At 69.6% G+C, this 16,899-nt stretch carries 16 protein-coding genes; 6 read left to right on the top strand and 10 right to left on the bottom strand.

Annotation, left to right across the window (positions count from 1 at the left end; all coding sequences use genetic code 11):
* Nucleotides 1-175: 175 nt before the first annotated feature.
* Nucleotides 176-667 (top strand): iron-sulfur cluster assembly scaffold protein, encoded by a 492-nt coding sequence (locus tag V5F59_RS16760; protein WP_393976343.1) that lies wholly within the window; start codon nt 176-178, stop codon nt 665-667.
* Nucleotides 668-742: 75 nt separating this feature from the next.
* On the opposite strand, the gene V5F59_RS16755 is transcribed toward V5F59_RS16760, so the two are convergent.
* Entirely contained in the window at nt 743-1,363 is a 621-nt protein-coding gene (locus V5F59_RS16755) for an HD domain-containing protein (protein WP_393976342.1), read from the bottom strand.
* Nucleotides 1,364-1,488: 125 nt separating this feature from the next.
* On the opposite strand from V5F59_RS16755, the gene yidD reads away from it, so the two are divergent.
* On the top strand, nt 1,489-1,881 hold the full coding sequence (yidD, locus tag V5F59_RS16750) for a membrane protein insertion efficiency factor YidD (protein ID WP_393976341.1): 393 nt from the start codon (nt 1,489-1,491) through the stop codon (nt 1,879-1,881).
* Between the two features lie 602 nt (nt 1,882-2,483).
* Here yidD and V5F59_RS16745 read toward each other — a convergent pair.
* The 8 genes from V5F59_RS16745 to V5F59_RS16710 form a co-directional block, all read right to left on the bottom strand.
* On the bottom strand, nt 2,484-4,091 hold the full coding sequence (locus tag V5F59_RS16745) for a GMC family oxidoreductase (protein WP_393976340.1): 1,608 nt from the start codon (nt 4,089-4,091) through the stop codon (nt 2,484-2,486).
* 42 nt (nt 4,092-4,133) lie between these two features.
* Nucleotides 4,134-5,522: an FAD-binding oxidoreductase gene (locus V5F59_RS16740; RefSeq protein ID WP_393976339.1), complete on the bottom strand. Its 1,389-nt coding sequence runs from the start codon at nt 5,520-5,522 to the stop codon at nt 4,134-4,136.
* Nucleotides 5,523-5,633: 111 nt separating this feature from the next.
* Nucleotides 5,634-6,386, bottom strand: a complete 753-nt coding sequence (locus tag V5F59_RS16735; RefSeq protein ID WP_393976338.1) for an SDR family NAD(P)-dependent oxidoreductase — start codon at nt 6,384-6,386, stop codon at nt 5,634-5,636.
* The gene (locus V5F59_RS16730) at nt 6,383-7,225 is read right to left on the bottom strand and encodes a shikimate dehydrogenase family protein (protein WP_393976337.1); all 843 of its coding nucleotides are present in this window, start codon (nt 7,223-7,225) and stop codon (nt 6,383-6,385) included. Before V5F59_RS16730 ends, V5F59_RS16735 begins: the two co-directional genes overlap by 4 nt.
* Nucleotides 7,226-7,242: 17 nt before the next feature.
* A complete protein-coding gene (locus V5F59_RS16725) occupies nt 7,243-7,947 on the bottom strand; it encodes an ABC transporter ATP-binding protein (RefSeq protein WP_393976336.1) in 705 nt (234 codons plus the stop codon).
* Nucleotides 7,931-9,766 carry a branched-chain amino acid ABC transporter ATP-binding protein/permease gene (locus tag V5F59_RS16720; RefSeq protein WP_393976335.1) on the bottom strand — a complete coding sequence of 612 codons (1,836 nt, stop codon included), beginning with the start codon at nt 9,764-9,766 and terminating at the stop codon, nt 7,931-7,933. Before V5F59_RS16720 ends, V5F59_RS16725 begins: the two co-directional genes overlap by 17 nt.
* 4 nt (nt 9,767-9,770) lie before the next feature.
* Nucleotides 9,771-10,643, bottom strand: coding sequence for a branched-chain amino acid ABC transporter permease (locus V5F59_RS16715; protein WP_393976334.1), 873 nt, complete (start codon nt 10,641-10,643; stop codon nt 9,771-9,773).
* Nucleotides 10,644-10,804: 161 nt separating this feature from the next.
* Complete coding sequence (locus tag V5F59_RS16710) at nt 10,805-12,031, bottom strand: ABC transporter substrate-binding protein (RefSeq protein WP_393976333.1); 1,227 nt, start codon at nt 12,029-12,031, stop codon at nt 10,805-10,807.
* Nucleotides 12,032-12,300: 269 nt separating this feature from the next.
* Here V5F59_RS16710 and V5F59_RS16705 point away from each other — a divergent pair, with 269 nt between their 5' ends.
* Genes V5F59_RS16705 through V5F59_RS16690 form a run of 4 tightly spaced genes read left to right on the top strand, consistent with a single transcriptional unit; the run spans nt 12,301 to nt 15,588 of the window.
* Nucleotides 12,301-13,284: an NAD(P)H-quinone oxidoreductase gene (locus V5F59_RS16705; protein ID WP_393977050.1), complete on the top strand. Its 984-nt coding sequence runs from the start codon at nt 12,301-12,303 to the stop codon at nt 13,282-13,284.
* A gap of 59 nt (nt 13,285-13,343) precedes the next feature.
* Complete coding sequence (locus tag V5F59_RS16700; RefSeq protein ID WP_509211234.1) at nt 13,344-14,051, top strand: 3-oxoacyl-ACP reductase FabG; 708 nt, start codon at nt 13,344-13,346, stop codon at nt 14,049-14,051.
* An 18-nt stretch (nt 14,052-14,069) separates the two neighbouring features.
* Nucleotides 14,070-14,819: an SDR family NAD(P)-dependent oxidoreductase gene (locus V5F59_RS16695; protein WP_393976331.1), complete on the top strand. Its 750-nt coding sequence runs from the start codon at nt 14,070-14,072 to the stop codon at nt 14,817-14,819.
* Between the two features lie 52 nt (nt 14,820-14,871).
* The gene (locus V5F59_RS16690; RefSeq protein ID WP_393976330.1) at nt 14,872-15,588 is read left to right on the top strand and encodes a FadR/GntR family transcriptional regulator; all 717 of its coding nucleotides are present in this window, start codon (nt 14,872-14,874) and stop codon (nt 15,586-15,588) included.
* 679 nt (nt 15,589-16,267) lie between these two features.
* Here the strand turns inward: V5F59_RS16690 and V5F59_RS16685 are convergent.
* Nucleotides 16,268-16,702 carry a hypothetical protein gene (locus V5F59_RS16685; protein ID WP_393976329.1) on the bottom strand — a complete coding sequence of 145 codons (435 nt, stop codon included), beginning with the start codon at nt 16,700-16,702 and terminating at the stop codon, nt 16,268-16,270.
* Nucleotides 16,703-16,899: the final 197 nt, after the last annotated feature.

Here is a 16,899-nt window from a genome sequence, read left to right as displayed (position 1 = left end):
GGGGCCGCATGCCCGTTTTCGCAAGGGCGGTGGAGCGCGAGAGGTGGTGGGGTGCCGTTTGCGGGCGGCCCTTCCACCCGTTGCGTGGCGCGCTATATAACACTGAGCCGGCGCGGGAGAGGCCCGGGCCGAGGGTTTCCGCCGCGCCCCGTGGCCGGCGGGGGAATGTTGCCCGATGATCAACGACGTCTACAACGCCCGCATCCTGGCGCTCGCCGCCGACATTCCGCGGCTGGGCCGGCTTGCGAGCCCGCAGGCCAGCGCGCGGGCTCATTCGCGGCTTTGCGGCTCCACGGTCACCGTTGACCTCGCCATGGAGGGCGACATGGTGACCGACTTCGCCCACGAGGTGCGGGCCTGCGCCCTCGGGCAGGCCTCCTCCTCCCTCATGGCGCGCCATGTGATCGGCGCCAGGGCAGGGGAGCTGCGCGCGGTGCGCGAGGCCATGTGGAAGATGCTGCGGGAGAACGGCCCGCCCCCCGGCGGCCGCTGGGACGACCTGAAGGTGCTGGAGCCGGTGCGCGACTATAAGGCGCGCCACGCTTCCACCATGCTCACCTTCGATGCGGTGGTGGATGCCATCGGCCAGATCGAGGCGGCCCGGGCCAAGGCGGCCGAGGGCGCGGAAACGGGCGCCCCGGCCGAACCGGCCCCCGCGGCGGAATGAGGGGACGCGGACCGGCGGCCGCCGCCTGAACACCGGGGAACTCGAACACCGGGGGAACCCGCGACCGGGCGTGCGTCAGCCGGCGGCGGCCTGCGCCGCCCGGGCCTCGATGGCGGCGACCGCCTCTTCCGCCGCCGCGGCAAAGGCGGCTTCCAGGGCCGGGCAGGCGCCCTTCAACCCCGCCACCACGGCGCGGGACCATTCCACATAGGCGCGGGCGCGGGCCAGCGGCCAGTCCTCAGGCGGGTCCTCCGCCAGCGAGCGCAGGTTGGCGGTCTTGTCGGCCAGCTTCAGCACCTTGGCGCGCGGCGTGAGATGCGGGGCATGGGCCACCTGAACACGCTTGCGTTCGGCCTTGTCCAGGGCCTTGTCGTCCGTCACCTCCATCACCAGGGCGGCGATGTCGGCGCCGAAGGTGGCCTCGATCTCCGCGGCGGTCACGCTCTGGTCTTCCACCACGTCGTGCAGCAGGGCGGCGGCCACCAGGGGGGCGTCTCGCCCCTGCGTCGCCTCGCTCACCAGGAGGGCCACCTCCACCAGATGGTTCACGTAGGGCTGGGCCCGCTTGCCCTTGCGGCGCTGGTCGGTGTGGCGCAGGGTCGCGAAGGCGAGCGCCCGCACCACGAGCATCAAAGCAGGGCCTTCCGCGTCGGCGGGAAGGAGCGTGCCGGGCCCGGCCGGCAGAATGTGCGTCATGGATCACCTCCCGTGGGGAGGAGCCGCTCCGGTCGCCGGGACCATGGCGGCCCCGACCTCGACATGATGATGGGATAGGTCAATCAGCGGCGCCGAGGATGGCGAATGTGAGGCGGCGGGAACACGTGTCTGACTTGACGGAGCTTTTCGGTCCCGAGCCGGAGGACAAGGCTGCGGGCATGCGCCGCGTGCTCCATGTCGTGCGCCGCTTGCCGCGCCATCTGCTGCGCGGGCCGATCCTTCTTTATCGCTACTCCCTTTCTGCCTTCATGGGTCGGCAGTGCCGCTACCTGCCCAGCTGCTCGGAATATGCGGCGGACGCCATCCTGCGCCACGGGGCGCTGGCGGGGGGCGTCATGGCCACCGCCCGCATCTGCCGCTGCAATCCCTGGGGCGGGCATGGCTACGATCCGGTGCCGGACCGCCTGCCCACCGACGCCCGCTGGTCTCGGCCCTGGCGCTATGGCGCGTGGCGCATGCCGAAGGGGGATGGCGAGGGCGGGATCCGATCAAGTTGATCAAGTCGATCGGTGGGTCGTGCCGTCCTCGTGAGGAAAGGGCATGCGCCGGCCCCGGCCAGCCTCAAGTGCGTTATCCGAGGTCCCGGGAGCCGCGTTGCCGAAGCGCACCATCGTGTCCGAGGCCTCTTTGATGAAGAGGCGGAGGTCTGGGGCGCCGCCGGTCAATCGGCCCTCATGACCCCGGAGCTGGGAGCCGGGACATGCGCAAGGCCGCCTTCCCGCCATTGTCCCGGACGGGCGGGAATCGCGCATCGGCGAAGTGCCGCGCGACATCGCCATCACCATCAACGGGCAGCCGTGCGCGACCATGGGCACACGGACGAGCTTCTGGCCGCCTGTTCCCTCAGGTCCGGCCCGCCAGGGGCCGACGGGACCGATGTCGCGTGAGCCCCGGGAGATGCTGAGAGAGGCGGGTTGCGAACTGCGCCGGCGGCGAGGGGGACCACGAGATCTGGCGGAGCCTCATCTCCGGCCCCCCTTTCCCGTCAGCCCGCCAACGGCGTCCTCGAGGACGCCGGGCTGAAACACCTCTGATCCTCCACGCCCCCTCTGCCATTGGCTTCGGTCTTCGGCCGGGATGGGAGGGGGCATGCGGGCCTTCAATGTGACTTTGCTTCCGCCTTGATCATGTCGGCCGCCTTCTCGGCGATCATCATCACCGCCGCCGCCGTGTTGGCGGAGACGATGGTGGGCATGACCGAGGCATCCACCACCCGCAGGCCGTCGAGGCCCTTCACCTTGAGCTGCGGGTCCACCACCGCATCCGGGCCAATGCCCATGCTGCAGGTGCCCACCGGGTGGTAGATGGTCTGCCCCGTGCGGCGGGCGAACTCCAGGAAATCGGCATCCGTCTTCACGTCCGGGCCGGGGTTCATCTCGAACGCCCGATACGGGTCCATGGCCGGCTGGTCGATGATGCGGCGGGCGATCCTCATGCCCTCCACCAGGCAGGTCCTGTCTTCCTCCACGGCGAGGAAATTGGGCTTGATGGCCGGCGGCTCGAACGGGTCGGCCGACACCGCATGGATGGAGCCGACGGACTGGGGCCGCAGCTGCGTGACGCCGATGGTCATGCCCGGCAGGTGGTCGAGGGACCGGTCGGCGGCGTTGGCGTAGCTGGCGTGCATGAAGAAATACTGCACGTCTGGTCCCGCAAGGCCCGGCCGCGTCTTCACGAAGCCATGGGCAAGGCCGGTGCCCAAAGTGAGGATGCCGGTGCGGGTGAGGAAATACTGCGCCACCGCCTTCGCCAGGGCGAGGCCGCGGGTCTGCTCGTTGAGGGTGATGGGCTGCTTCACCCGCCAGTTCATACGGGTAGCGAAATGGTCGCGGTAGTTGTTGCCCACCCCGGTCAGGGCATGCACCACCGGGATGCCCGCGGCCTTCAGCGTGTCCGGATGGCCGATGCCCGACAGCTCCAGCAACTGGGGCGACTGCACCGCGCCTGCGGTGAGCAGCACCTCCCCCCGCGCCGCCGCCGACACCTGCCTGCCGCCGTGGCGGTAGGTGACACCGGTCACCCGCCGGCCGTCCAGGTTGAGGCACAAGGCGTGGGCGCGGGTGACGACCTTGAGGTTGGGGCGGGAGAGGGCGGGGCGCAGATAGCCGTCCACCACGGTCCAGCGGCGCCCGTTCTTCTGGTTCACCTGATAGGGGCCGAAACCTTCCTGGTCATGCCCGTTGTAGTCGGGGTTGCGGGGAAAGCCAGCCTCGGCGGCGGCATCGATGAAAGCCTTCGCCAGAACAGGGCGTTCGCCGACGCGGACGATGTTGATGGGGCCCTCGCCGCCGCGCACGCTGTGGTCGATGTCGGAGGCCTCGAATGTCTCGAACTTCTTGAAGTAGGGCAGCACGTCGTCCCAGCCCCAGCCGGTAGCGCCGAGCTGGGCCCAGCCGTCATAATCCTGCGGCTGGCCGCGCACGAAGATCATGCCGTTGATGAGGGTGGAGCCGCCGAGGCCTTTGCCCCGCGGCACCACGATCTCCCGGTCGTAGGTATTCTGTTCCGGTACCGTGTTGAAGCGCCAGTTGAAGGCGCTGCCGGAAAGCAGCTTCGAGAAGCCGGCCGGAATGGGCACCCAGAAGCCCCTGTCGGTGCCGCCCGCCTCCAGCAGCAGCACGGTCCGGCGCGGGTCTTCCGAGAGGCGGGCAGCGAGGATGCAACCGGCCGTTCCGCCACCCACAACGATATAGTCGAAGCTGTCCATCTCTTTGTACCTGCAGGATAAAACTCCTGCTGCGGCGGGCCTTCAGGCTGGCGCCGGCAGGACCTTTCCGGGATTGAGGAAATTATCGGGGTCGAGCGCCCGCTTGACCGTGAGGGCAAGGGCGACCTCGGCCGGGGCGCGCCGGCGCAGGAGCTCGTCCACCCGGTACTGGCCGATGCCGTGCTCGGCCGAGATGGAGCCGGAGAAGCGCGCCACCACGTCGTGCACCAGCGTGTTGATGGCGGCGCCGTCCTGGCCCGGCGCCATCACCACGTTGTAGTGGATGTTGCCGTCGCCCAGATGCCCGAAGGCGTTCACCTTCGCGCCCGGCGCCCCTTCGGCGATGGCGATGTCGGCGGCCTCCAGGAAGGCCGGCACCGCGACGATAGGCACGGAGACATCGTGCTTCATGCTCTTGCCCTCGCGGGCCTCGCCGTCGGTGATGTGCTCGCGCAGCGCCCAGAGCTGGGTTGCCTGCGCGCCCGTCTCGGCGATGACGCCGTCGAGGGCGGTGCCGTTCTCCAGCGCCGCCGCGAGCGCGCTCTCCGCCGCCTCGCGCAGGCCGGAGAGGCTTGCCCCCGCCTCGATGAGCACGAACCAGTCGCCTGCGGCGATGGGGGCGGTGAGGCTCAGGTGCCGCTTCAGCAGGTCGAAGGAATAGCCGCTCATCAGCTCGAAGGCGGAGATGGTGTCGCCCAGCTCCTCCTGCGCCAGGGCAAGGAGGTCCAGCGCCGCCTGCGGGCTCGGGACCGAGAGCAGGGCGGTGACCGTGTGCTTCGGCCGCGGCACGAGGCGCAGCACCACGCCGGTGACGATGCCGAGGGTGCCCTCGGTGCCGATGAAGAGCTGCTTCAGGTCGTAGCCGGCATTGTCCTTGCGGAGCTGGCGGGCCATGTCCACGATCGTGCCGTCGGCCAGCACCACCTCCAGGCCCAGCACCAGCGCGCGGGCCATGCCGTAGCGCAGGACGTTGACCCCGCCCGCATTGGTGGAGACCACGCCGCCCACGGTGGCGGAGCCTTCCGCGGCGAGGCTGATGGGCAGGAGGCGGCCCGCGTCGGCGGCGGCGTCCTGCGCCACCTTCAGGATGCAGCCCGCGTCCGCCGCCAGGGTGAGGCCCACCGGATCGATGGCGCGCACCTTGTTCATGCGGGTGAGCGAGAGCACCACCTCGCCGCCGGAGGCATCCGGGACCGCGCCGCCGGCAAGGCCCGTGTTGCCGCCCTGCGGCACGAGCCGCGCGCCGGCCGCGCGGCAGGCCTTCACCACTTCCGCCACCTCCGCGGTGGAGGCGGGACGCGCGACGCACAGGGGCCGGCCGGGAAACAGGCGGCGCCAGTCGATGGCATAGGAGGCCATGTCGGCCTCCTCGGTGATCAGGCCGGAGGGGCCGAGAATGGCGGAAAGGCGGGCAATCAGATCGGTGCTCATGGCATGAGCCTCAAAACGGTGGATTGGGTGCGCGTTCCTTAGACGGATCCGCGCCCGCTGTCCTCTGCCGGGGCGGCGAGAGGCCACCGACGGAATGCATGCTTCCGTGCCTCACACATAGCCGTAGGCCGACCACCCGCCGTCCACGCCCAGCACCTGTCCGGTCACGGCGCTTGCCGCATCGGAAGCGAGGAAAACCGCCATCCGCGCGACCTCGTCCGCCTCGACGAGCCGGCCCATGGGGGTGCGTTCCTTGAGCCGGTCGAGATCGAGCCGGCCGCGGGCCGCGAGGTCTTCCAGCAGGGCGGTGCGCACGTAGCCGGGGGCGATGGCGTTCACCCGCACCTTGTCCCTTGCCCACTCGCAGGCGAGCGCCTTCGCCATCATGGCGACGCCGGCCTTGGAGGCGCAGTAGCCGATGCGCTCCGGCGCGGCGACGACGCCGTACATGGAGGCCATCAGCAAAAGCGATCCGCCGCCCTGCGCGATCATCCGCCGGCCGGCCTCCTGCGCGGTGAGGAAGGCGCCGGTGAGGTTGATGGAAATGACGCGGTTCCACTCCTCCTCGCTCAGCGAGAGGGTGGGGGCGTTCTGCGACACGCCGGCATTGGCGACGCAGATGTCCACCGGCCCGAAGCGCGCCTCGGCGGCATCGAAGGCCGCGACGATGTCCGCCTTGGCGGTCACCGAGCCTTTAACAGCAATGGCCTCGCCGAGCTCCTCGGCGCGGGCGGCCGCCGCCGGGTCGAGGTCGAGCAGTACGATGGAGGCGCCCTCGGCCCGGAAAGCCTGCGCCACGGCCAGGCCGAGCCCGGCCGCGCCACCAGTGATGAGGGCGCAGCGGCCTTCCAGAGACCCGCTCATCGGGCCGCTCCCGGCAGGGCACGCATGCCGAGGAAGTCGGCCATGAGTTCCAGCTGGCAGGCGAGCATGGGCTTGCCGGGGTGGGTGCGGCAGCCCTTCGCCTTCGCGGCGGCGAGGATGGCCGTCTCCTCCGGCTGCATGATCACCTCGGCGACGACCTGTTCCGGCGAAAGGCGCGTGGCATCAAGGGGCAGCGGATCGCCGTCCTTCAGGCCGAGGGATGTGCCGTTCACCACGATGTCGTGGCCGGAGGGATCGCTGGTGCCGATCTCCACCGGTGCGTCCGGAAAGGCGTCGGCGAGGCGCGCGGCGAGGTCCTCGGCCTTGGCGCGGGTGCGGTTGGCGATGGTGAGGCGGGAGACGCCGGCCTCCACGAAGGCGAAGGCGATGGCGTTCGCCGCCCCGCCCGCGCCGGCCAGATAGACGCTCTTGCCCTGTGGCGCGATCCCCGCGGCAATGAGGCCACCCACGAAGCCCTTGCCGTCCAGCATGTCGCCCACGAGCCGGCCGTCCGCCTCGCGCCGGACCACGTTGGAGGCGCCGATGCGCCGGGCGCTGTCGGACACCTCGTCGAGGAGGTCGACGATGGCGGTCTTGTGCGGGACTGTGACCACGAAGCCGCCAAGGCTCTTCACGGCCTTCAGGCCTTTCACCAGCGCGGGGAGCTCCTCGGGGGAGACGTGGAAGGGCACCATCACCCCGTCCCGCCCCTCGCGCGTCATCAGCGCGTTGAGCATCTGCGGGGTCTTCACGTGGTGGATGGGGTCCGCAAGGATGCCGTACACCTTCGTGTGGCCGGTGATCTCGCGCAGGGAAAGCGGGGCGTGCGTCGCGTTCATTGGGGCGGCTCCGGGGCTCAGATGCCGAGATAGGCGGTCTTGATGTGCGGGTCCGCGAGCAGGCCCGCGCCGGTGTTCTCGAGCGCGATCTGGCCGTTCTCGATCACATAGGCCCGATCGGCGATCTTCAGCGCGTGGAACGCTTTCTGCTCCACCAGCAGCACGGTGGTGCCGCTCTTGCAGATGCGGTCGATGACGTCGAACATCTGCCCTACGATGATGGGTGCGAGGCCCAGCGACGGCTCGTCCAGCATGAGGAGCTTCGGCTTCGCCATCAGTCCGCGGGCGATGGCCACCATCTGCTGCTCGCCGCCGGACAGCGAGCCCGCGAGCTGGTTCAGCCGCTCCCGCACGCGGGGGAAGATGTCCAGCACCTCCTCGAAGCGCTCCGCCATGCCGGCGCGGACCTTGGGGTGGTAGCCGCCCATCAGCACGTTGTCGCGCACGGTCATCACTGGGAAGAGCTGGCGCGCCTCCGGCACCATGATCAGGCCGGAGCCGACGATCTGGTCCGGGCTCATGCGGTCGATGCGCTGGCCGTCGAACTCGATGGTGCCTTTGGTCGGCTTCACCAGGCCGGAGATGGCCCGCAGCAGCGTCGTCTTGCCGGCGCCGTTGGAGCCGATGATGGTGACCACCTCGCCCCGGCCCACGCGGAGCGAGATGTCCTGCAGGATGACGGTGCGGCCGTAGCCGGCGGTGACGTCAGAGACCTTGAGCATGGACGAAATCCTCTCCGAGATAGGCCTCGATCACACGGCGCTCGCGCACTACATGTTCCGGCTGGCCTTCGGCGATCACCTTGCCGGAATCGATCACCACGATCCGGTCCGACAGGCTCATGATGGCCTGCATGTTGTGCTCGATGGCGATGACGGTGACACCGGTGTCGCGGATGGTGCGGATGAGCTCCACCATCTTCACCGTGTCCGCCTGGCTCTGGCCGGCCATCACCTCGTCGAGCAGCAGGATGGCGGGCTCGGTGGCGAGCGTGCGCGCCACCTCCAGCCGCTTCAGGCCGCCGATGGGCAGCGTGCCCGCCTCCACGTCCTTCACGTCGTCGAGGCCGACCAGCTTGGTGACCCGCAGAGCCACGGCGCGGGCGTCGTCCACCGAGCGATGGCGCAGGAAGGCGCCGATCATGATGTTCTCCAGCACGGAGAGCTTGCCGAAGGGCTGCACGATCTGGAAGGTGCGGCCGATGCCGAGCCGCGCGAAGGCGTCCGGCGTCTTCGGCTGGTGCCATTTGCCGTCCGGGCCGAGGATTTCCACCGTGCCGGAATTGGGCTGAAGGAAGCCGGAGAGCTGCGCGAAGACCGTGGTCTTGCCGGCTCCGTTGGGGCCGATCACGCCCAGGATCTCGCCGCGCTTCAGGGTGAGGGAGACGTTGTCGGTGGCGGTGAGGCCGCCGAAGCGCTTCACCAGGTTCTGCGCCTTCAGCACTGGCTCGCCTGGGGTTCCGGTGATGGCCTTCGGGGCGGGGGCGGCAACCTCGGCACGCTTGCGCCCACCGCCGGGCAGCTTGTCGATGAGGCGGACCACGCGCGGCCCGAAGGTGCCGACCAGGCCGCCGGGCAGGGTCAGGGTGATGACCACCAGCACCGTGCCGTAGACGAAGCCGTGCAGGCCGTTGGCCGAGGCGCCGAGCCAGCCGCGGGCAAGCTCCGCGAGGGGCACCACCAGCACCGTGCCGAGCAGGGGCCCCGCCACCGTCCCGAGGCCGCCGATCAGGGCGAACATGGCGATCTCGATGGCGGTGGCGAGGGAGAACAGCGTCGCCGGCTCCAGGAACGTCATGTACATGGCGTGGAAGGTGCCGACGCACGCGGTGAGCGCCGCCGAGATGGCGATGGCCCAGAGCTTGACGCCGTTGATGTTGATGCCGGCCGCCTGGGCTGCACTGTCGCGCTCGCGCACGGCGGTGAGCGAGTAGCCGAGCCGCGAGTTGCGGATGGCGTAGGACACGGCGAGGGACAGGAGAAGCAGGCCGAAGGCGATGTAGAGATAGTTGATCTTCTCGCGGAAGATCATCCACGGCCAGCCGAGCTGCAGCGGCACCACGAGGCCGGCCGAGCCGCCCGTGAGGCCGTTGAAGTGGATGGTGAGCAGGCGCACCACCTCGAGGAAGGCGATGGTGGCCAGTGAGAAGAACGGCCCGCGCAGGCGGAAGCAGGGGTAGCCGATGCCGAGGCTGACGAGGGCCGCCAGCGCCGCGCCGGCGATCATGCCGATCCATGGCGAGAGGCCCAGATGCTGGATCAGCAGCGCCGCCGTGTAACCGCCGAGGCCGTAGAACACGGTGTGGCCGAGGGAAAGCTGCCCGGCGTAGCCGCCGAGGATGTTCCAGGCGGTGGCGAGCGCGCCGAACACGCAGATGGTGACGAACACGTGCACCATGAAGGTGGAGCCGGACCAGGCCGGAATGATCAGCAGCAGCGAAAGCGCGATCAGCGAGCAGTAGACCCGCGGATCGGTGATCCGGGCGAGAAGGGAGGACCGGCCCAGGGCGGCGGGCGCGGTCGAGGAGTCTTGAAGGCTCATCGGATCACTCCGTGCCGCGCCCGAGGCCGAACAGGCCGGTGGGCTTGAAGATGAGGATCAGGAGGAAGAGCGCGAAATACACGACCTCTTTCAGGTCCGGCGCGATGTAGTAGCCGGAGAGACTGTCCACGAGGCCGATGATCATGGCGCCGAAGAAGGCGCCGTACATGGAGCGCATGCCGCCCAGCACCACCACCACGAAGGCGGTGAGCACGAAATAGGTGCCGATGGTGGGCGTCACCGGATAGAGCGGCATCACCAGCGCGCTGGCGAGGCCCACGCACGCGGCGCCGAGGCCGAAGGCGATGACGTAGATCTGGTCCACCTTCACGCCCATCAGCAGCGCGGCGTTGCGGTTCTGTGCCGTGGCGCGGATGGCGCGGCCGAGCGCGGTGGACTGCATGAACAGGTGCAGCCCCGCCACCAGCGCCAGGGCGCAGACGAACATCACGATCTGTCCCTTCACCAGGGAGAAGCCGGCCACCTGCACCGAGCCCTGCGCGATGGAGGGGGGCACGGAATAGAGGTCCGCGCCGAAGACGAGCAGCGCGAGGTTCACGAGCGCGGTGGAAAGGCCCACCGTGGCGAAGATCTGGATGTGCTCGTCGGCGCCCAGCAGCGGCTGGATGAGGAAGCGCTGCACCAGCGCGCCGATGGCGAACAGCAGCAGCACGATGGGGACGGCCGACGCATAGGGATGCAGGCCGAACTTCGCGGCCAGCAGGTAGGCCGCATACATGCCCACCATCAGGAATTCGCCATGGGCGAAGTTCACCACCCGGACGATGCCGAAGATGAGGGTGAGGCCGACGCTGATGATGGCATACATGCTGCCGAGCAGGATGCCGTTGAGCACCAGCTGAATGAGGACGTCCATCGCGCTCGCTCCAGTGCGCAGGCGGGAATTGGGGCGTGCCGAAAGGCACGCGGCAGGCAGGGCCCGGCCGTTGCCGGCGGGCGGGAACAAGGCCCCCGCGCGCGGGACGCGCGAGGGCCGGGCGGCGCGGGAGGAAACGCCGCCAGTGGTAGATCAGGCCGTCAGTTGGCGCCGATGCCGGTCTTCAGCTTGGCGACCGCGGCCGCCTCGGGGAAGACGGTGACGAGGTTGCCGCCCTGCCACTGCATCAGGAACGGGGTGGCGCGGGTGTTCTGGCCCTGCTCGGAGAACTTGGCGCCCCAGCCGGTGGAGGTCTGGCCCACCGGGATATCCACCTTCAGCACGGCGGCGCGCACCTTGTCGGCGTCCGTGCTCTTGGCGCTGGCGATGGCGTCGAAGAACACCTTGGCGCCCATGTAGTTGGCCAGCGAATGGCCGGAGCGCGGCTCGATGCCGTACTTCGCCTTGTAGAGCTTCACGAACTCGTCGATGCCGGGGGCCGCCTTGGGGTTCGTGTTGTACTGGGTGAAGTCGACGTCGAGGGCGCCTTCCATGTTCTCCTGGCCGACAGCCTGCATGGTGTCACGGGTGGAATAGCCGCCGCCGGCGCCCATCACCGCCTTGGGCTTGTAGCCCTGGTCCTTCATCTGGCGGAAGAACAGCACGGTGTCGTTCTGGTAGGAGGTCTGCAGCACCACGTCCGCGCCGGCGGACTTCAGGCGCAGGATGACGGGGGTCAGGTCCACCGACTTGGCGGAATAGGGCAGGACCTCCACCACGTTGAGGCCCTTCTCCTTGGCGCGCGTCTTCTGGTAGCCGGAAACGGTCTGCCCGTAGAGCGAATCCTCGTGGATGATGCCGATCTTCAGGTCGCCGGGCTTGGCGCCGAGGGCCGGGGCCACCGCCTCGATCACCGAATCCACCATGCGGTTGGCGAAGTCGCGCGCCGTGGCGTTGGTGCGGAAGACATACTTGAAGCCGCGCTCGGTGATGGGATCGGAGATCGCGCCGAGCTCGAAATAGGGCACGCCGGCGAGCTCGGTCACCTGCGTCGCGGCGAGGGAGAGCGAGGACGAATAGGTGCCGAAGATGGCGGACACCTTGTCCACCGAAGTCAGGCGCCGGGCCTCGCCGACCGCCTGGTTGGGGTCCACCGCGTCACCCCTGGTGAACTCGATCTTCTTGCCGTCGATGCCGCCCGCCGCATTGCGCTCGTCCACCGCCAGCTCGAAGCCGCGGAAGCTCTCGTCGCCGAGCAGGGCGAGGGCGCCGGAGAAGGGGTAGAGCGCGCCGAACTTGATGGTGCCCTGGGCCGACGCGGGCCCAACCATCTGCGACGCGCCAACCAGCAATGCGGCAGCCAGCGCTGCCCGCGCGAAACGCTTCATCATCTCCTCCCTCTCCGGACACCGATCCGGTGCCGGCGTGCGATAAGCCGTTGCGGGGACACAATTCTTGTGCGTCCGTCCCGTCTCGCACCGGGTTGCTCCGAGCGCGACACGGGGCGGATAATGCAAGTAACCAAGTTGCCTGACAAGTGGGACTTATGTAGCCTTGTCCCATCACATCGCGGCAACGGGCGCGGAGGCGGGACGCCTCGTGAGCGCGCCCGCCAAAGCCCTGAGGGAGAACGCCAGTGGTCGACGTGCCGAAGACGATGCGCCAGGTCCGCTTCATGGGGGCCGGGGGCCCCGAGGTCGTGGCGGCGGAGACCGCCCCCGTGCCGGCGCCGGGGCCGGGACAGGTTCTGGTGGAGGTGGTGGCTGCCGGCGTGAACCGGCCGGACTGCCTGCAGCGCGCGGGCAATTATCCCCCGCCTCCCGGGGCCACGGACGTGCCTGGCCTGGAGATCGCCGGGCGCGTCGTCGCCCTCGGGGAGGGCGTCGAAGCCCTCAAGATCGGCGACGAGGTCTGTGCCCTGGTGATTTCCGGGGGTTACGCGGAGTATTGCGTCGCGGAAGAGCCGCTCTGCCTCCCCGTTCCCAAGCCGCTTTCGCTTCTGGAAGCCGCCGGGCTGCCGGAAAACTATTACACCGTCTACGACAACGTCTTTACGCGGGGCGGGCTGAAGGCCGGCGAGACCATTGTCATCCATGGCGGCTCGAGCGGCATCGGCTCAACCGCCATCCAGCTGGCGCACCATGCGGGCGCCCGCGTCATCGCCACCGCCGGATCGAAGGAAAAGTGCGACTTCTGCCTGTCCGTGGGCGCCGATGTGGCCATCAACTACCGTGCCCAGGACTTTGTGGCGGAGGTGAAGGCGCTCACCGACGGCAAGGGCGTCGAGGAAATTCTCGACATGGTCGGCGGGCCTTATGTGGCGCGCAATCTCCAGGCCCTGGCGGTTGAGGGGCGGCTGGTGCAGATCGCCTTCCTGCAGCCGAGCGAGGTCACCATCGACCTCATGCCGGTGATGCTGAAGCGCCTCACCTTCACCGGCTCCACCCTCCGCGCCCGCTCGGTCGCCCTCAAGACGCAGGTCGCCGACGCGCTGCGACGCGACGTGTGGCCGCTGCTGGAGAGCGGCAAGGTGAAGCCCTTCATCCATGCCACCTTCCCGCTGGAGAACGCACGGGAGGCCCATGCGCTCATGGAATCGAGCGCGCACCTCGGCAAGATCATGCTGGAGACCGGACGGTGAGCACCCATTCTTCACGCGTCGTTTTCGTCACCGGAGCGGGGCGCGGCATCGGCCGGGCCATGGCCGACGCCCATGCGGACGCGGGCGCCGCCGTCGCCTATCTGGACCATGACGCCGCCCTCGCGGAGGAGGCAGCGGCCGCGGCCACCGCGCGTGGGGTGAAGGCCGTCGGCCTGTCTGCGGACGTCTCCGATTATGCCGCGGTGGAAGCCGCGGCGCGCGCCGCCGAGGCGGCGCTGGGTCCGGTGCAAGTGCTTGTGAACAATGCCGGAATCTCACCCAAGAGCGGGCAGGACGGGCGCCGGGCGGAGGCGTGGGAGATGGACCCGGCCGAATGGCGGCGGGTGATCGAGGTGAACCTCACGGGTGCCTTCAACTGCGTCCGGGCCCTGTCGCCCGGCATGAAGGCGCTGGGGGAGGGGCGAATCATCAACATCGCCTCCGTCGCCGGGCGCACCTATTGCGACATCGTGGGGGTGCATTATGCCGCCTCGAAGGGCGCGCTGATCGGCTTCACCAAGCATCTGGCGGGTGAGCTAGGCCCTTACGGCATAACGGTAAATGCCATCGCCCCTGGCCGCATCGACACCCCCATGATGCGCGGCACCGCGTCCGGCGCCAACGAGGCGGTGCGCCTCGCCACCCCCCTTCGCCGGCTCGGCCGGCCGGAGGAAGTGGCGGACACCTGCCTGTTCCTGTCGTCCCCCGCCTCAGCGTTCGTCACCGGCCAGGTGATCGATGTCGCCGGCGGCTGGCTCCTCACCTGAAGTCCCTTGAGGTTCGACATGACCGAGACCTTCGACTTCAGGGGCCGCACCCTTCTCCTGACCGGCGCGAACGGCGGAATCTCCCGCGCCATCGCGAAAACCTTCTTCGACCTCGGCGCCAATTGCGTGCTCACCGATCTCGATGAAGACGGCATCAAGGCCTTCGCCTTCGAGCTGGATCCGACCGGCGCGCGTGCCGTCGGCGTGAAGCAGGATGCCGCCCGTCCCGAGGATGCCGATACCGCCCTCGCCTTCGTCCGGGAGCGCTTCGGCGCCCTCGACGTGCTGGTCACCTCCGCCGGCCTCTACCGCGAGCGGAAGGTGGCGGACATGAGCGACGCCCACTGGCGCGCCGGCATCGCCGTGAACCTCGACGGGGTGTTCTACACCTGCCGGGCGGCCATTCCCCATTTCTCCGCCAACGCCGCCATCGTGAACGTCGCCTCCATGGCCGGGCACCGGGGCAGCGTCGGGCATGCGGACTATGCGGCGGCGAAGGGGGCGGTGCTCACCTTCTCCCGCACGCTGGCCAAGGAGCTGGCGCCCAGGGTGCGGGTGAACGCGGTTTCCCCCGGCCTCATCGACACGCCCATGGTGCGCGGCCTGATGGATGCCAGCGGCGCCGCGCTTCTGGCCGACACGCCGCTGAAGCGGCTCGGCACGGCGCAGGAGGTGGCGCGGGTGGTGGCCTTCCTCGCCTCCGACTGGGCGAGCTTCGTCACCGGCGAGACGATGCATGTGAACGGTGGTCTTTATATCGCCAGCTGAACCGCGCGATTCTGCGCGGCGCGTGCTGCCGATGGAGTGCTGGAGCAACGGGATGGCTGAACCCCGCGACATCCTTGGACGGGCCCCCTCGCTGGCCGAGACCCTGGCGCACAGGCTGCGCGAGGAGATCGCCTCCGGCCGCCTGAAGCCCGGCGAGCGCCTGCCCACCGAGCAGATGATGTCGCAGACCTACGGGGTCAGCCGTCCCATCGTCCGCGAGGCGGTGGGCCGGCTGAAGCACGACGGGCTCGTCACCACCCGGCAGGGGGCGGGGGCGTTCGTGGCGGCGCCGGAGGCGGCCTCCACCTTCCGCATCGACATCGCCGACTTCAGCGACAAGGAGGAGATGAGCGCCATCGTGGAGCTGCTCATGGCGGTGGAGGCCACCGCCACCGCCCATGCGGCCGTGCGCCGCTCGGAGGAAGAGCTCGAGGCCATCCGCGCCCAGCTGGAGGCCATGCAGCGGGCCATCGACCGGGGCGAGCCGGGGGTGGACGAGGACATGGGCTTCCACCGGGCCATCGCCGAGGCGACGGGCAACCAGTATTTCCGCGACCTTTCGCGGTTCCTCGACCAGAGGGTGCATTATTTCATCCGCACCGCGCGGTCGAACACGGCCCGCCACAGCGGCCTCGCCCAGGCGGTGCAGCGCGAGCACGAGGCCATCTACGCCGCCATCGAGAAGAAGGACCCGGCCGCCGCCCGCGCCGCCGCCGAGGAGCACCTGCGCAACGCCGCCGCCCGGCTCGCGCTCTATCTGAAGCCGTAGGGGCGGGTTTTCCGCAGCTCAGGTCGAAGCCCGGGCGAAAGCGCCGCTTCCTTTCTCTCAAGAGCAGGGCGGCCTCGCCCGCTGGCCGGAGCCGTGGCCTTGCCCGTCGGCCCCTGCCGCGACCTTTCCCGCGTCATCGCCCGGCGTATCCGGAAGCCGGCTGTGGCGGATTTCCGCCTGCAAAAGCGGAACTCGGCTAGGACCGAGTTCCGGGCGATCCACTCTGCGGCTGGGGGCGCATCATCTGCCACGCGCAGGGCCTCGGCCCGGTGGATGCCCCGGGCGAGCCGGAGCACGACGCGGCGCGAAACCACCCTCGCGCCCCGGCAGACTGGAGCGACAAGCGGAAGGAAAGCCGGGGCCCAGCGCACCAGTGCGCCGAAGGCGGCTTGAACGGAGGGCACGACGGATATCGCCGGCTTTGCCGACGTTTCCCCTGGCCCCCGGGATCAGCGCTCCGGCTGCGCCGTCGCTTGTCCGGGGAACAGCCGCAGGCGCCTTCACTCCCGCGGTTGTCAGGGGAACAGCCGGGCGCTTCACCGCCGTCATCCCCCGGCTTGCCCGGGGGATCCACGCCTCGGCCGGACTGGCGTTCGGGTGTTTGGCGCGCCGGCGCGGAAAGGTGGATGCCCCCGGACGAGCCGGCGCATGTCGCCCGCACGTCGTTCGCCTTCGCCCCTCAGGGCAAGGCGGCGAGCTGCTCGTACTGGGAGACCACCACCTTGCCCTCGGCATCCAGCCAGGCGCGGCCGAACCGGGACTGGGCGAGCTTCTCCATCTGCTGGTAGATGGTGCCGCCCAGGGGCGGGGAGGCGCCTTGCCGCTCGCAGGGCACGGCAAGCTGCACCGTCTGGCCCGGCCTGAAGGCCTCGCCGCGCTCCACCACCTTCACCGTGCCGGCCACCGTGCAGGTGCCGAACTCGCGCCGGGGGGTGTCCACCTTCGACACCTCGATGACGATGATGCTCTTCGCTTCCCGGCGCGCCGTTTCGTAGACATAGGGCGGCATGAGGGCGAGCGCCGGCCCGGCGAAGCCGGCAAGCACGGCGCCCGCCAGCATGAGACGGGCCGCATGGCCGCGGCGGGCCGTTCCTGCGATGGCGTCGGGCATCATCTTCGTCCTCCCTTTTTGTCGGTTCGGATCAGGTCTTATAGCCCCGGATTCCGCAGTGGACGATACGGCAGCTGATCCGCCCCGCGGCGGTGGCACGGCCTGGGCGCCGGGCGGGACGCCTCGTCCGGGGTCGAGGACGCGGGCCTCGCCGGTGGCATCGGCGCGGCTTTGTCAGGGAAGAAATTCACTCTATATAG

It is taken from the genome of Xanthobacter nonsaccharivorans (genome assembly GCF_043194755.2).
GTDB lineage: Bacteria > Pseudomonadota > Alphaproteobacteria > Rhizobiales > Xanthobacteraceae > Xanthobacter > Xanthobacter autotrophicus_G.
This window is presented reverse-complemented; position numbering and strand designations above follow the sequence as displayed.

Excerpts from the sequence above, each read along its gene's own strand:
- V5F59_RS16755 (WP_393976342.1), bottom strand. The coding sequence starts at position 1,363 with ATGACGCACATTCTGCCGGCCGGGCCCGGCACGCTCCTTCCCGCCGAC.
- V5F59_RS16695 (WP_393976331.1), top strand. The coding sequence starts at position 14,070 with ATGACCGAGACCTTCGACTTCAGGGGCCGCACCCTTCTCCTGACCGGC.
- V5F59_RS16690 (WP_393976330.1), top strand. The coding sequence starts at position 14,872 with ATGGCTGAACCCCGCGACATCCTTGGACGGGCCCCCTCGCTGGCCGAG.
- V5F59_RS16720 (WP_393976335.1), bottom strand. The coding sequence starts at position 9,766 with ATGAGCCTTCAAGACTCCTCGACCGCGCCCGCCGCCCTGGGCCGGTCC.
- V5F59_RS16710 (WP_393976333.1), bottom strand. The coding sequence starts at position 12,031 with ATGAAGCGTTTCGCGCGGGCAGCGCTGGCTGCCGCATTGCTGGTTGGC.
- V5F59_RS16760 (WP_393976343.1), top strand. The coding sequence starts at position 176 with ATGATCAACGACGTCTACAACGCCCGCATCCTGGCGCTCGCCGCCGAC.
- V5F59_RS16725 (WP_393976336.1), bottom strand. The coding sequence starts at position 7,947 with ATGCTCAAGGTCTCTGACGTCACCGCCGGCTACGGCCGCACCGTCATC.
- V5F59_RS16705 (WP_393977050.1), top strand. The coding sequence starts at position 12,301 with ATGCGCCAGGTCCGCTTCATGGGGGCCGGGGGCCCCGAGGTCGTGGCG.
- V5F59_RS16685 (WP_393976329.1), bottom strand. The coding sequence starts at position 16,702 with ATGATGCCCGACGCCATCGCAGGAACGGCCCGCCGCGGCCATGCGGCC.
- V5F59_RS16745 (WP_393976340.1), bottom strand. The coding sequence starts at position 4,091 with ATGGACAGCTTCGACTATATCGTTGTGGGTGGCGGAACGGCCGGTTGC.
- V5F59_RS16700 (WP_509211234.1), top strand. The coding sequence starts at position 13,344 with ATGGCCGACGCCCATGCGGACGCGGGCGCCGCCGTCGCCTATCTGGAC.
- V5F59_RS16730 (WP_393976337.1), bottom strand. The coding sequence starts at position 7,225 with ATGAACGCGACGCACGCCCCGCTTTCCCTGCGCGAGATCACCGGCCAC.
- V5F59_RS16735 (WP_393976338.1), bottom strand. The coding sequence starts at position 6,386 with ATGAGCGGGTCTCTGGAAGGCCGCTGCGCCCTCATCACTGGTGGCGCG.
- V5F59_RS16715 (WP_393976334.1), bottom strand. The coding sequence starts at position 10,643 with ATGGACGTCCTCATTCAGCTGGTGCTCAACGGCATCCTGCTCGGCAGC.
- V5F59_RS16740 (WP_393976339.1), bottom strand. The coding sequence starts at position 5,522 with ATGAGCACCGATCTGATTGCCCGCCTTTCCGCCATTCTCGGCCCCTCC.